9 protein-coding genes are annotated in these 14,592 nt (G+C 59.7%); 6 read left to right on the top strand and 3 right to left on the bottom strand.

The features are described from left to right. Positions 1-97: 97 nt before the first annotated feature. A complete protein-coding gene (sfsA, locus tag PGR09_RS20455; protein WP_045390098.1) occupies positions 98-814 on the bottom strand; it encodes a DNA/RNA nuclease SfsA in 717 nt (238 codons plus the stop codon). Next, complete coding sequence (thpR, locus tag PGR09_RS20450) at positions 814-1,350, bottom strand: RNA 2',3'-cyclic phosphodiesterase (RefSeq protein ID WP_320482650.1); 537 nt, start codon at positions 1,348-1,350, stop codon at positions 814-816. The genes sfsA and thpR overlap by 1 nt, the downstream gene beginning before the upstream one ends. 72 nt (positions 1,351-1,422) lie before the next feature. Between thpR and hrpB the strand changes: the two genes are divergently transcribed. From hrpB to fhuB, 6 genes are all read left to right on the top strand, one after another. Then, entirely contained in the window at positions 1,423-3,852 is a 2,430-nt protein-coding gene (gene hrpB / locus PGR09_RS20445) for an ATP-dependent helicase HrpB (protein ID WP_430916469.1), read from the top strand. Positions 3,853-4,217: 365 nt separating this feature from the next. Next, entirely contained in the window at positions 4,218-6,770 is a 2,553-nt protein-coding gene (gene mrcB, locus PGR09_RS20440) for a bifunctional glycosyl transferase/transpeptidase (protein ID WP_045390106.1), read from the top strand. Between the two features lie 242 nt (positions 6,771-7,012). After that, positions 7,013-9,223 carry a ferrichrome porin FhuA gene (gene fhuA / locus PGR09_RS20435; protein ID WP_045390109.1) on the top strand — a complete coding sequence of 737 codons (2,211 nt, stop codon included), beginning with the start codon at positions 7,013-7,015 and terminating at the stop codon, positions 9,221-9,223. Positions 9,224-9,268: 45 nt separating this feature from the next. Then, positions 9,269-10,066, top strand: coding sequence for a Fe3+-hydroxamate ABC transporter ATP-binding protein FhuC (gene fhuC, locus PGR09_RS20430; RefSeq protein ID WP_045390112.1), 798 nt, complete (start codon positions 9,269-9,271; stop codon positions 10,064-10,066). Continuing rightward, positions 10,066-10,956 carry a Fe(3+)-hydroxamate ABC transporter substrate-binding protein FhuD gene (fhuD, locus tag PGR09_RS20425; RefSeq protein WP_430916468.1) on the top strand — a complete coding sequence of 297 codons (891 nt, stop codon included), beginning with the start codon at positions 10,066-10,068 and terminating at the stop codon, positions 10,954-10,956. The genes fhuC and fhuD overlap by 1 nt, the downstream gene beginning before the upstream one ends. Then, complete coding sequence (gene fhuB, locus PGR09_RS20420) at positions 10,953-12,935, top strand: Fe(3+)-hydroxamate ABC transporter permease FhuB (RefSeq protein WP_430916467.1); 1,983 nt, start codon at positions 10,953-10,955, stop codon at positions 12,933-12,935. The genes fhuD and fhuB overlap by 4 nt, the downstream gene beginning before the upstream one ends. Positions 12,936-13,245: 310 nt before the next feature. Here the strand turns inward: fhuB and hemL are convergent, their stop codons facing one another. Then, positions 13,246-14,526, bottom strand: coding sequence for a glutamate-1-semialdehyde 2,1-aminomutase (gene hemL / locus PGR09_RS20415; protein ID WP_045376565.1), 1,281 nt, complete (start codon positions 14,524-14,526; stop codon positions 13,246-13,248). Positions 14,527-14,592: the final 66 nt, after the last annotated feature.

Here is a 14,592-nt window from a genome sequence, read left to right as displayed (position 1 = left end):
AGATGCTTTTCCGGATAGCAATTATCTAAACGTTACACTTGACAACGCTGTGAAGAAAAGCGTATTTGCGCTCGCGAACCGGACACAATTTAGCCTTTTAATTACCGGGGGTTAACGCCACGGCAATCGGCTTATTCAGAGTCATCATTTTGGTAGAAAGTTCCGCTTTCCAGGCGAGAATTTCTACCCCCTTTTCCTGCGCCTCTATCAACAGCTGTGCGTATTTGGCATCAATATGATGCGCGGGTGAGAAACGGTCTATCGCCGAATGCAGCACGGCGAATAAAATCACGGCCCGATGGCCCGCGGCCGCGACGCTCATGAGTTCCCGCAGGTGCTTCTGACCGCGTGCGGTAACGGCATCGGGAAAATAACCGTACTCTTTTTCCGCCAACGTAACCGATTTCACTTCAATATAGCAGTTACGGCGGCCTTCTGCCTGTAACATAAGGTCGATTCGGCTATTTTCTTCGCCATATTTTACTTCGCTTTTCAGAATGTTATACCCGGCAAGCTCAGGGATATTTCCGGCGAGTACCGCCTCTTTCGCGAGGGTATTGGCCCGCAGCGTGTTGACGCAGATGACCGCGCCCTGTTGGGTTTCAGTTAATTCCCAGGTATGCGCATATTTACGTTTAGGATTATCGGAAGTGGAATACCAGACGGTATCGCCCGGCGCGGCGCAGCCGGTCATGGCGCCAGTATTCGGGCAGTGCAGCGTCAGCTCCTGGCCCTCCGGCGTGACCACATCGGCCAGAAACCGTTTGTAACGTTTAATTAAAGTGGCGGACTGCAAAGGCGGAGTGAACAGCATCAGAGTTCCCTGGTAAATGGATAACGTTCCAGCACGTTGTAGCGGGTGCGTCCGCGGAGAAAGCTGGACTCATAAAGCACAAATTCGTTGATCGGCACCTGCCAGCAAAAACCCGGCGGCGGGATTGGCACCGCGTGGCGGGCGTCGCGCAGGAGGGTGATATGCGGATGAAACGGCTGCGGGCTTTGATAGCAGCCGCTGCGCGCTGCCTGAGCGCGCAGCATATTTGCCAGCTGCAGCATGCCGCGCGGCGGCTGGCGGGTACCGAGCCACACTACGCGCGAACGCAGCCACTGGCCGGCGTCGTCGAGCGTCAGGGTAAATGGCGGTTGTTGAATGCGTCCGGCCATTGCCGACAGCGCGCGCTGTTTTTCAGCGCTGACGTCGCCGAGAAACGCCAGCGTCAGATGTAGGTTATCGGCGGCGACCGGCCTTCCGGCATCGTCGGCAAAATGGGCGGTGCGCCAGTGAATAATCTGTTTCTGTATCGCTTTCGGCAGTTCAAGAGCGAAAAACAGCCGTTTCGGCTCGGACATGATAGAGACTCGGTAATGAATTACGGGGATGCTACAATGCTTGCCCTCGAATGTTAACCTCCGGAGCCTTTCGTGTCCTCATTGCCGGTTGCCGCAATTCTTCCCGAACTTCTTTCCGCCCTGCAGCAGGCGCCGCAGGTGCTGCTTAACGCGCCTACCGGCGCGGGTAAATCAACCTGGCTGCCGCTACAGATCCTCGCCGATGGCAACATTGATGGCCGGATTATTCTGCTGGAGCCGCGGCGGCTGGCGGCGCGTAACGTCGCTCAGCGTCTGGCGGAGCTGCTGGGAGAAAAACCGGGAGAAACGGTAGGCTACCGGATGCGCGCCGAAAGCTGCGTTGGGCCAAATACCCGTCTGGAAGTGGTCACCGAAGGGATCTTAACCCGTACTTTGCAGCACGATCCGGAACTTTCCGACGTGGGACTGGTGATCCTCGATGAATTTCATGAACGTAGCCTGCAGGCCGACCTGGCGCTGGCGTTGTTGCTGGACGTTCAGCAGGGGCTGCGTGACGATCTCAAGTTATTGATCATGTCGGCGACGTTGGATAACGAGCGTCTGCAGCGCCTGTTGCCGGAAGCGCCGGTGGTAGTTTCCGAAGGGCGTGCATTCCCGGTTGAACGTCGCTTTACGCCGCTGGCGACCCATCAGCGTTTTGCCGAAGCGGTAGCGATCGCCGCCGCGGATCTGCTGCGTGAGGAGCAGGGATCGATGCTGTTATTCCTGCCGGGCGTTGGCGAAATTCAGCGCGTACAGGAACAATTGAGCGAGCGCGTAGCCAGCGATGTGCTGTTATGCCCGCTGTACGGCGCGCTGCCGCTGAGCGAACAGCGCAAAGCGATTCTCCCGGCGCCCGCCGGGATGCGCAAAGTGGTGCTGGCGACCAATATCGCTGAAGCCAGTTTGACGATCGAAGGCATTCGCCTGGTGGTCGACAGCGCTCAGGAGCGGGTCGCGCGCTTCGATCCGCGCACCGGCCTGACCCGGCTAATCACCCAGCGGATAAGCCAGGCGTCAATGACCCAGCGCGCCGGTCGTGCCGGGCGTCTGGAGCCGGGGATCTGCCTGCATCTGCTGGCGAAAGAGCAGGCGGAGCGCGCGGCGGCGCAGAGCGATCCGGAAATTCTGCAAAGCGATCTATCGGCTCTGCTGCTGGAGTTGCTGCAGTGGGGCTGCCGCGATCCGGCCGAGCTTCGCTGGCTGGACCTACCGCCGGCGATCAATCTGGCGGCGGCGCGGCGTCTGTTGACGGCGCTATCGGCGCTGGAGGGTGAACGCCTTTCGGCTCACGGGCGCCAAATGGCGGCGCTGGGTAACGACCCGCGTCTGGCGGCCATGCTGACGGCGGCCGATTCCGCGGATGACGCGGCGACGGCGGCGAAACTGGCGGCTATTCTTGAGGAGCCGCCGCGCGGCGGCAATAGTGACTTAGGCGCCGCGTTTGCGCGCCAGCAGGGCAACTGGCAGCAGCGGGCGCAGCAGTTATTGAAGCGGCTGGCCAGCCGCGGCGGTCAGCCTGATGCTGAGCGGATGGCGGCGTTGCTGGCCCCAGCGTTTGCCGACCGGATCGCCCGTCGACGCGGCCAGGAAGGGCGCTATCAGTTGGCTAACGGCATGGGGGCGATGCTGGATGCCGAAGACGCGCTCGGCCGTCACGAATGGCTAATTGCGCCGCTGCTGCTGCAGGGCAGTTCGGCGCCCGATGCGCGAATTTTGCTGGCGCTGCCGCTGGATATTGACCAACTGGTGGCGCAGCGTCCTGAGCTGATACAACGCTCCGATACCGTGGAGTGGGATGAAGCGCAGGGGACGCTAAAAGCCTGGCGGCGTAGCTGCATTGGCCAGCTGGTGATAAAAACTCAGCCGTTGGCGAAACCGTCGGAGGCGGAGCTGCACCAGGCGATGCTCAACGGTATCCGCGATAAGGGGCTCGGGGTATTGAACTGGACGCCGGAGGCTGAACAACTGCGCCTGCGGCTGCACTGCGCCGCGCAGTGGCTGCCGGAAGCGGACTGGCCCGCCGTTGATGACGCATCGCTGTTAGCTTCGCTGGAGGCGTGGCTGTTGCCGCAGATGACCGGGGTGCATTCGCTTCGGGCGCTCAAGGCGGTAGACCTGCGACAGGCGTTGCAAAACTGGCTGCCGTGGACGTTACGCCAGAAGCTGGATAGCGAGCTGCCGACCCATTACACGGTGCCGACCGGCAGCCGTATCGCTATTCGCTATCATGAAGATAACCCGCCGGCGCTGGCGGTACGGATGCAGGAGATGTTTGGCGAGGCGACGACGCCGCGCATTGCCGAAGGGCGGGTTCCCCTGGTGCTGGAATTACTTTCGCCGGCGCAGCGGCCGTTACAAATTACCCGCGATTTGAGCGCCTTCTGGCAAGGGGCGTACCGCGAGGTGCAAAAAGAGATGAAGGGGCGCTACCCGAAACATGTCTGGCCGGATGACCCGGCGAATACCGCGCCGACCCGGCGGACGAAAAAATATTCCTGAGATGCAGCGCCGGCCGAGGCAGTTCTGAAAATCGGCGGCCTGAGTCACACGGCGCAATATTTATGTTATTAAAAAACATCATATTTTACCGTTTATCGCGTTTTGCGGTTGTAAAATGCTGGTTAAGAATGTCGCGGATTAGTGCTATTCTCTGTGGCCTGGACAATTCGTGCTATGTCCGGAGATATTCTTCAGCTTAAACAGATAATTATATGATTTGTTTAATGAATTATTCTTCGAAGATGATATGAAAGACGTCGGCCGCGGCAGCGCGGCGGGTGTTAAATTGAGAGATATCTTCTTCCTCCTTCAAGAGGAAGTATTGAGAATCAGGCCTTTACGCCTGAAAGTTGCGGAGAAAAAGCATGGCGGGAGATGACCGCGAGCCTATCGGACGTAAAGGGAGACCTTCACGCCCGGCAAAACAAAAAGTCACCCGTCGCCGGGTCCGGGAAGAGGACTACGACGATGATTACGATGACGATTATGAGGATGAACGACCGATGCCGAAGAAAGGAAAGGGCAAAGGCAATAAGCCTCGTCGTAAGCGCAGCTGGCTGTGGCTGCTGGTTAAGCTGGGGATTGTCTTTGCGGTAATTATCGCCGCCTATGGCGTCTACCTCGACCAGAAAATTCGCAGCCGCATTGACGGTAAAGTCTGGGAACTGCCGGCGGCAGTGTATGGCCGGATGGTCAACCTTGAGCCGGATATGCAGATCAGCAAAAACGAGATGGTGCGCCTGCTTAATGCGACCCAGTACCGTCAGGTCAGCGCAATGACGCGTCCTGGCGAATACACCGTACAGGCTAATAGCATCGAGATGATCCGTCGTCCGTTCGATTTCCCGGATAGTAAAGAGGGGCAGGTGCGCGCGCGTCTGACCTTCGATGGCGATCATCTGGATACCATCGAGAATATGGATAACAACCGTCAGTTCGGTTTCTTCCGTCTCGATCCGCGCCTGATCACCATGCTGCAGTCGGCGAACGGCGAGCAGCGCCTGTTCGTTAAGCGTAGCGGTTTCCCGGATCTGCTGGTGGATACGCTGCTGGCGACCGAAGACCGCCACTTCTATGAGCATGACGGTATCAGCCTGTACTCAATGGGCCGTGCGGTGCTGGCGAACCTGACGGCGGGGCGTACGGTGCAGGGGGCAAGTACCCTGACCCAGCAGCTGGTGAAGAACCTGTTCCTGTCCAGCGAGCGTTCCTACTGGCGTAAGGCCAACGAAGCCTATATGGCGCTGATCGTTGACGCCCGTTACAGCAAGGATCGTATCCTTGAGCTGTACATGAACGAAGTGTATCTCGGCCAGAGCGGCGACAACGAAATCCGCGGCTTCCCGCTGGCGAGCCTGTACTACTTTGGCCGCCCGGTAGAAGAGCTGAGCCTCGATCAGCAGGCGCTGCTGGTCGGGATGGTCAAAGGGGCGTCAATCTATAACCCGTGGCGTAACCCGAAACTGGCGCTGGAGCGGCGTAACCTGGTGCTGCGTCTGCTGCAGCAGCAGAACATTATCGACCAGGAGCTGTACGATATGCTGAGCGCCCGTCCGCTGGGCGTGCAGCCGCGCGGCGGGGTGATTTCTCCGCAGCCGGCGTTCATGCAGATGGTGCGCCAGGAGCTGCAGGCGAAACTGGGCGATAAAGTAAAAGATCTCTCTGGCGTGAAGATCTTCACCACCTTTGACCCGGTGGCTCAGGATGCGGCGGAAAAAGCGGCCATCGAAGGTATCCCGGCACTGAAGAAACAGCGTAAGCTGCCGGATCTGGAAACCGCCATGGTGGTGGTCGATCGCTTCACCGGCGAAGTCCGGGCGATGGTCGGCGGCGCGGAGCCGCAGTTTGCCGGCTACAACCGCGCGATGCAGGCGCGTCGTTCGATTGGTTCGTTGGCAAAACCGGCCACTTATCTGACCGCGCTGAGCCAGCCGAATCAGTATCGGTTGAATACGTGGATTGCCGATGCGCCGGTGACGATTCGCTTGTCGAACGGCCAGACCTGGTCGCCGCAGAACGACGATCGTCGCTTTAGCGGTCAGGTGATGCTGGTGGATGCCCTGACCCGTTCGATGAACGTGCCGACGGTTAACCTCGGGATGTCGCTGGGTCTGCCGGCGATCACCGATACCTGGCAGAAGCTGGGCGTGCCGAAAGACCAGTTGAATGCGGTTCCTGCGATGATCCTTGGCGCCCTTAACCTGACGCCAATTGAAGTCGCGCAGGCATTCCAGACCATCGCCAGCGGCGGTAACCGCGCAACGCTGTCGGCGCTGCGTTCCGTTATTGCTGAAGATGGTACGGTGCTGTACCAGAGCTACCCGCAGGCGGAACGCGCCGTTCCGGCGCAGGCGGCCTATATGACCCTGTGGACCATGCAGCAGGTGGTGCAGCGCGGTACCGGCCGTCAGCTTGGCGCCAAATATCCTGGCCTGCATCTGGCGGGTAAAACCGGGACCACCAACAACAATGTGGATACCTGGTTTGCCGGTATCGATGGCAGCCAGGTGACGATTACCTGGGTTGGCCGTGATAACAACCAGCCGACCAAGCTGTACGGGGCCAGCGGCGCGATGTCAATTTATCAGCGCTACCTGGCTAACCAGACCCCGACGCCGCTGGCGCTGACGCCGCCGGAAGATGTCGTGGACATGGGCGTGGACAGCAACGGTTACTTCCAGTGCAGCGGCGGTATGCGTACGCTGCCGGTGTGGACTACCTCGCCGGATGCGCTGTGCCGCCAGGGCGAAGCCCTGCAGCAACAGCAGCAACAGCAGCAGGAAGCCAATAACCCGTTCAATCAGTCCGGGCAGCAGCAGCCTGCTAACCAACCGCAGCAGCAACAGCAGCAGCCTGCGAAGCAGGAAAAGAGCGATGGCGTAGCCGGCTGGATTAAAGATATGTTTGGCGGCAACTAAAACCGTTTAAGCTGAACGTCTGAACAGCCCCTTAATACGAAGGTATTAGGGGGCTTTTTTATTTAGGGGATCTGCGTAACACGGTGATAACTCCTTAATAACCGTCTGGTTATTTATTAATCCCTTGGCGCTTCCTGTTCGGCATAGCGCTTGCCTTGGATTCCGCGTTTCGCCTATTATGTCACCCGTCATAATAATAATTCTCGTTTACGTTATCATTCACTTTCATCAGAGATATACCAATGGCGCGTCTTAAAACTGCTCAGCCAAATCACTCGCTGCGTAAAATCGCAGTCGTAGTAGCCACGGCGGTTAGCGGCATGTCTGTTTATGCACAGGCTGCGGAACAACCGAAAGAAGAAACCCTCGTCGTTACCGCGGCGCCAGCCAGCCAGGAGAGCGCCTGGGGACCGGCACCGACTATCGCCGCGAAGCGTTCCGCCACGGCCACCAAAACCGATACTCCCATTGAAAAAACGCCGCAGTCTATCTCCGTGGTGACCCGCGAAGAGATGGACATGAAGCAGCCGACAACGGTCAAAGAAGCGCTCTCTTACACGCCGAGCGTTTTCTCCACTCGCGGTAGCTCGACCACCTATGATGTGGTCACCATTCGTGGATTCACCACCTCCAGCACGGTGAACACCAACCAGTATCTGGATGGCATGAAGCTGCAGGGTAACAACTACTCTGAAGTCTCGATGGACCCGTATTTCCTGGAACGCGTGGAAGTGATGCGCGGGCCAACCTCGGTGCTGTACGGCAACAGCAACCCGGGCGGTATCGTCAGCATGGTCAGCAAGCGTCCGACCACCGAGCCGCTGAAAGAAGTACAGTTTAAAATGGGCACCGATAACCTGTGGCAAACCGGTTTTGACTTCAGCGACGCCATTGATGATGACGGCGTGTGGTCATACCGTCTGACCGGTTTAGGCCGCAGCCAGGATGCGCAGCAGCAGATGGCGAAATCGACCCGTTACGCCGTCGCTCCGTCCTTCAGTTGGCGTCCGGATGATAAAACCGATTTCACCTTCCTGAGCAACTTCCAGAATGACCCGGATGCGGGTTACTACGGCTGGCTGCCGCGCGAAGGCACCGTGGTGCCGTATTACGATGCCAACGGTAAGGCCCACAAGCTGCCAACTGACTTCAACGAAGGCGAGTCCGATAACAAGATGTCGCGTCGCCAGCAGATGGTTGGCTATAGCTTCTCCCATCAGTTCGATGACACCTTTACCGTGCGTCAGAACCTGCGCTATGCCGATGTGCACACGCTGTATCGTTCGGTCTACGGCAATGGTTACCAGGAGCCGGGGAAAATCAATCGTGCCTACGTGCGTTCCGATGAGCACCTGAATACCTTTACCGTTGATACGCAACTGCAGTCTGATTTTGCTACCGGCGCGGTGAACCACACGCTGCTGACCGGCGTGGACTACTCGCGGATGCGTAACGACGTTGATGCGGACTACGGTACGGCCGATGCCATTAGCATGACCAATCCGCAGTATGGTAATCCGAACGTGAACGTCAACTTCCCGTACGCGGTCCTTAACCGTATGGAGCAGACGGGCCTGTACGCGCAGGATCAGATGGAGTGGGACAAATGGGTGATGACCTTAGGCGGTCGCTACGATTACGCCACCACGTCTACCTTCACCCGTTCCACCAGCAGCATGGCGGAAAATCACGACCAGCAGTTCAGCTGGCGCGGCGGGATCAACTATCTGTTCGATAACGGTATCTCCCCGTACTTCAGCTACAGCGAATCGTTCGAACCGGTATCGGGTTCCAATAGCACCGGCAAGCCGTTCGATCCGTCGCGCGGTAAACAGTATGAAGCCGGCGTGAAATACGTGCCGAAAGATATGCCGGTGGTGGTGACCGCGGCGGTCTATCAGCTGACTAAAGATAAGAACCTGACGGCAGACCCGAACGATCCGACTGGACTGTTCAGCGTACAAACCGGCGAAATCCGCTCCCGCGGCTTTGAGCTGGAGGCGAAGGCGGCGGTCAATGCCAATATCAACCTGACCGCGGCATACAGCTATACCGATGCCGAATACACTCACGACACCGTCTTCGAAGGCAAGCGTCCGGCGGAAGTGCCGCGTAATATGGCCTCGCTGTGGGCGGATTACACCTTCCACGAAACCGCGCTTAGCGGGCTGACGATTGGCGCGGGCGCGCGTTATATCGGTTCGACGGTCAGCTACTACAAAAATGACACCAGCACCGGTAAGAAAAATGACTCCTTCAATGTGGCCGGTTATGCGCTGATGGATGCGACGGTGAAATACGATCTGGCGCGCTTTGGCCTGCCGGGGTCCTCGGTCGGCGTCAACGTCAACAACCTGTTTGACCGCGAATATGTCTCCAGCTGCTATAGCGAGTACGCATGCTACTGGGGGGCGGAACGTCAGGTTGTTGCTACCGCAACCTTCCGCTTCTAACTACTCACGGGCGCGGTTCGCCGCGCCCAATATCAGGTTGTTGCTATGCAGGAACAGACTCCGCACTCTGAGACGACGTTTGCGTTAAATCGCGTGACCTTTCGCGTGCCTGGCCGCACGCTGCTTCATCCCCTCTCGTTGACCTTCCCGGCAGGAAAAGTCACTGGCCTGATTGGCCATAACGGTTCCGGCAAATCCACGTTACTCAAAATGCTTGGCCGCCATCAGCCGCCTTCCGAGGGCGATGTGCTGCTTGACGGCCAGCCGCTGGACAGCTGGAGCAGCAAGGCGTTTGCCCGCAAAGTGGCCTATCTGCCGCAACAACTGCCGGCGGCGGAAGGGATGACGGTGCGCGAACTGGTGGCGATTGGCCGCTATCCGTGGCACGGCGCGCTGGGGCGCTTCGGCGTGGCGGATCGCGAAAAAGTAGAAGAGGCCATTGCGCTGGTGGGGCTGAAACCGCTGGCGCATCGGCTGGTGGACAGCCTTTCCGGCGGCGAACGCCAGCGCGCGTGGATCGCCATGCTGGTGGCGCAGGATAGCCGCTGTCTGCTGCTCGATGAACCGACGTCGGCGCTGGATATCGCCCATCAGGTCGATGTGCTGGCGCTGGTGCATCGTCTCAGCCAGCAGCGTGGCCTGACGGTGATCGCGGTCCTGCACGATATTAATATGGCCGCCCGCTATTGCGATTATCTGGTGGCGCTGCGCGGCGGCGAAATGATCGCCCAGGGGACGCCGGCGGAACTGATGCGCAGCGAAACGCTGGAACAAATCTACGGCATCCCGATGGGGATCCTGCCGCACCCGGCGGGCGCAGCGCCGGTAAGTTTTGTCTATTGATGGAAAATTCGAACTTCTTCTCACGCCGACGCCTGTTGACGGCAATGGCGCTGTCGCCGCTGCTGTGGCAGATGCGCGGCGCGCAGGCGGCGAACGTTGACCCGCAGCGCGTCGTCGCGCTGGAGTGGCTACCGGCCGAGCTGCTGCTGGCGCTCGGCGTTACGCCCTACGGCGTGGCCGATATTCCCAACTACAACCTGTGGGTCAATGAGCCGGCGTTACCCGCTTCGGTGATTGATGTCGGCCTGCGCACTGAACCCAATCTTGAATTACTGACGCAGATGAAACCGTCGTTTATCGTCTGGTCGGCGGGCTATGGCCCGTCGCCGGAAAAGCTGGCGCGCATTGCGCCCGGCCGCGGTTTCACCTTCAGCGACGGCAAACGACCGCTGGCGATAGCCCAGCGTTCGCTGCTGGAAATGGCCGACCTGCTGGGTAAGCAACAGCAGGCGAAGCGCCATCTGGCGGAGTTCGACGCGTTGATGGAAAGCCTGCGTCCGCGATTTGCCGAGCGTGGCGATCGCCCGCTGCTGATGATTTCGTTACTTGATGCCCGACATGTGCTGGTATTCGGCGAGAACTGCCTGTTCCAGGAAGTGCTCGATCGTTTTGGCATCAAAAACGCCTGGCGCGGTGAAGCGGCATTCTGGGGCAGTATCACCGTAGGCATCGATCGGCTGGCGGAATTTAAAGAGGCCGATGTTATCTGTTTCGATCACGGCAACGATCGGGAGATGGCCCAGATGATGGCGACCCCGCTGTGGCAGGCGATGCCTTTCGTGCGCGCGGGGCGTTTCCAGCGTCTTCCGGCGGTGTGGTTCTATGGCGCGACGCTGTCGGCGATGCATTTCGCCCGCGTACTGGCCGATGCGCAGGGGAGGGCGGTATGAACGCGCGTTTCTCGCCGTTAGCCATTATCCTGTTGGTCGTACTGCTGGTTGCCGCTTTCGCGCTGAGCATCATCAACCTTCAGGTTGCTTTACCTTACGCGCAGTGGCGTCAGGCGCTGTGGCAGCCGGATAGCGATAATATCGCCCAGATGTTGTTCCATTACAGCCTGCTGCCGAGGCTGGCTGTATCGCTGCTGGTCGGCGCCGGGCTGGGGCTCGTTGGCGTACTGTTCCAGCAGGTGCTGCGTAACCCGCTGGCGGAGCCGACCACGCTCGGCGTCGCCACCGGCGCGCAGCTTGGAATGACGGTGACGGCGTTATGGGCGATCCCCGGCGTGCTGGCGTCGCAGTTTGCCGCGCTGGCAGGCGCTTGTCTGGTCGGCGCGCTGGTGTTCGGCGTTTCGTGGGGCAAACGTCTGTCGCCGGTGACGCTGATTCTGGCCGGTCTGGTGGTGAGTCTCTATTGCGGCGCGGTCAATCAGCTGATGGTGATTTTCCATCACGACCAGCTGCAAAGCATGTTCCTGTGGAGTACCGGGACGTTGACGCAGACCGACTGGAGCGTGGCGCAGCGCCTGTGGCCGCAGCTGCTTGGCGGCGTAATATTGACGCTGTTGTTGCTACGCCCGTTAACGTTGATGGGGCTGGATGATGGCGTGGCGCGAAATCTCGGGCTGGCGCTTTCTCTGGCGCGCCTTGGCGTCTTGACTCTGGCGATAGTAATAAGCGCGCTGCTGGTCAACGCGGTCGGCATTATTGGTTTTATCGGTCTGTTCGCGCCGCTGCTGGCGAAAATGCTCGGCGCCCGCCGCCTGTTATCGCGACTGGTACTGGCGGCGCTACTTGGCGCGCTGATCCTGTGGCTTTCCGACCAAATTATTCTCTGGCTCAGCCGGGTATGGCGGGAAGTGTCGACCGGGTCAGTCACCGCGCTGATTGGCGCGCCTTTATTACTGTGGCTACTGCCGCGGCTGCGTAGTATCAGCGCGCCGGTGATGAACGGCGGCGATAAAGCGCTGATTGAGCGCCGCAACGTGCAGTGGTTCGCGCTGGGCGGACTGGCGCTGATGTTGTTGGCGGTAACCGCCGCGCTGACCTTTGGCCGTGATGCGCAGGGGTGGCAATGGGCCAGCGGCGATCTGCTGGAGCAATTAATGCCATGGCGCTGGCCGCGGGTGCTCTCGGCGCTGTTCGCCGGGGTGATGCTGGCCGTCGCGGGTTGCATTATTCAACGCCTGACCGGTAATCCGATGGCCAGCCCGGAAGTGCTGGGTATCAGCTCTGGCGCGGCGTTCGGCGTGGTGTTGATGCTATTCTTCGTACCAGGCAACGCTTTTGTCTGGCTGCTGCCAGCCGGCAGTCTTGGCGCGGCGGCGACGCTGCTGGTCATCCTGGTCGCCGCCGGGCGCGGGGGGTTCTCGCCGCACCGGATGCTGCTGGCGGGGATGGCGCTGAGCACCGCTTTCACCATGCTATTGATGATGCTACAGGCCAGCGGCGATCCGCGAATGGCGCAAATCCTGACGTGGATGTCCGGTTCGACCTATAGCGCGACGCCGGAGATGGTGCTGCGTAGCGGGGTGGTAATGTTGGCGCTATTGGCGCTGGCGCCGCTCTGTCGCCGCTGGCTGACCATCCTGCCGCTCGGCGGCGAGGCGGCGCGGGCGGTGGGAATGGCATTAACGCCATCGCGTATTGGGTTGCTGCTGCTGGCGGCGAGCCTGACGGCAACGGCGACGCTAACCATTGGGCCGTTAAGTTTCGTTGGTTTAATGGCGCCGCATATTGCGAGGATGATGGGCTTTCGCCGGACGATGCCGCATATGGTCATTTCCGGACTAATTGGCGGGATGCTGCTGGTGTTCGCCGACTGGTGCGGGCGAATGCTCATGTTCCCCTACCAAATCCCGGCGGGGCTGTTATCGACGTTTATCGGCGCGCCGTACTTTATCTATTTGCTGAGAAAGCAGAGCCGCTAACGATCCCGAATGGCCTCACCATCCCCGGTGGCGCCAGCGCTTACCGGGGCTACAGTGCTGTGCGATTTGCTAGCCCGGACAAGGCGCAATGCGCCGCCACCGGGAAAATCCCCGGTGGCGCCAGCGCTTACCGGGGCTACAGTGCTGCTCGATTTGGTAGCCCGGACAAGGCGCAATGCGCCGCCTCCGGGAAAATCCCCGGTGGCGCTAGCGCTTACCGGGGCTACAGCGCCGCTCGATTTGGTAGCCCGGACAAGGCGCAGCGCGCCGCCTCCGGGAAAATCCCTGCGCCACCAGGCATTCAAGTACCTTACAGTTTGGCAAACACCCGACGCGCGGCGTCGATAGTGTTGTTGATATCCTCTTCGCTATGGGCGACGGACATAAAGCCGGCTTCAAACGCCGACGGGGCGAGGTAAACCCCTTCTTCCAGCATCAGGTGGAAGAAACGCTTGAAACGTTCAACATCGCACTTCACCACGTCCTGATAGCAGGTGACGGTTTCGGCATCGGTAAAGAAGATACCGAACATGCCGCCGACATTATTCACCACCAGCGGGATCCCGGTTTCGCGCGCCGCGTTCAGCAGGCCATCCGCCAGTTGATTGGTCAGCTCGGTCAGGGTTTCATGCACGCCCGGCTGCGCCACTTCGCTTAAGCAGGCGAAGCCTGCGGCCATGGCGATAGGGTTGCCTGACAGCGTACCGGCCTGGTACACCGGACCAGTCGGCGCCAGCGCGTCCATGACCTCGCGGCGACCACCGAAAGCGCCCACCGGCATACCGCCGCCGATGATTTTACCCAGACAGGTCAGATCCGGCTCCACGCCGTAATAGGACTGAGCGCCCGCCAGCGCGACGCGGAAGCCGGTCATCACTTCGTCAATAATCAGCAGCGCGCCAAACTCGTCGCACAGCGCGCGCAGGCCCGGCAGGAACTCCGGCTGTGGCGGAATGCAGTTCATATTGCCGGCCACCGGTTCGACGATGATACAGGCGATATCCTGCGGATACTGTTCAAACGCCGCGCGTACCGAGGCAAGATCGTTATAGGTGCAGGTCAGGGTATGCTTCGCGAAATCGGCCGGTACGCCCGGCGAGTTCGGCTGGCCGAGAGTCAGCGCGCCGGAACCGGCTTTCACCAGCAGGCAGTCGGCGTGACCGTGGTAGCATCCTTCGAACTTGATGATTTTGTCGCGGCCGGTGAAGCCGCGCGCCAGGCGAATGGCGCTCATGGTGGCTTCGGTGCCGGAGTTCACCATGCGCACCATATCCATGGTCGGTACCAGTTCAGTAACCAGTTCCGCCATTTTGACTTCCATTTCGGTTGGCGCGCCGAAGCTTAACCCGCGCTCTGCCGCTTCAATCACCGCGTTACGAATGGCCGGATGGTTGTGACCCAGCACCATTGGCCCCCAGGAACCGACATAATCGATATAAGCTTTACCATCGACATCGTACAGGTAGGCGCCATCCGCACGTTCAATAAACAGCGGGGTGCCGCCGACGCCCGTAAAGGCGCGGACCGGCGAGTTGACGCCGCCGGGGATAAGTTCGCGGGCGGCGTTATACAGATTTTCAGATTTGCTCATGGCCAGGATCCTGGTTCGTGAATAAAGTTATCGGGCTATTCTAAGTTATTCCATGAAGGTTATGAA

Source organism: Klebsiella sp. 141251 (genome assembly GCF_050600725.1).
GTDB lineage: Bacteria > Pseudomonadota > Gammaproteobacteria > Enterobacterales > Enterobacteriaceae > Klebsiella > Klebsiella aerogenes.
This window is presented reverse-complemented; position numbering and strand designations above follow the sequence as displayed.

Bases quoted from the DNA above. Each gene is read 5' to 3' on its own strand.
- mrcB (WP_045390106.1), top strand. From the start codon at position 4,218: ATGGCGGGAGATGACCGCGAGCCTATCGGACGTAAAGGGAGACCTTCA.
- fhuD (WP_430916468.1), top strand. From the start codon at position 10,066: ATGGAAAATTCGAACTTCTTCTCACGCCGACGCCTGTTGACGGCAATG.
- fhuB (WP_430916467.1), top strand. From the start codon at position 10,953: ATGAACGCGCGTTTCTCGCCGTTAGCCATTATCCTGTTGGTCGTACTG.
- hemL (WP_045376565.1), bottom strand. From the start codon at position 14,526: ATGAGCAAATCTGAAAATCTGTATAACGCCGCCCGCGAACTTATCCCC.
- fhuC (WP_045390112.1), top strand. From the start codon at position 9,269: ATGCAGGAACAGACTCCGCACTCTGAGACGACGTTTGCGTTAAATCGC.
- fhuA (WP_045390109.1), top strand. From the start codon at position 7,013: ATGGCGCGTCTTAAAACTGCTCAGCCAAATCACTCGCTGCGTAAAATC.
- sfsA (WP_045390098.1), bottom strand. From the start codon at position 814: ATGCTGTTCACTCCGCCTTTGCAGTCCGCCACTTTAATTAAACGTTAC.
- thpR (WP_320482650.1), bottom strand. From the start codon at position 1,350: ATGTCCGAGCCGAAACGGCTGTTTTTCGCTCTTGAACTGCCGAAAGCG.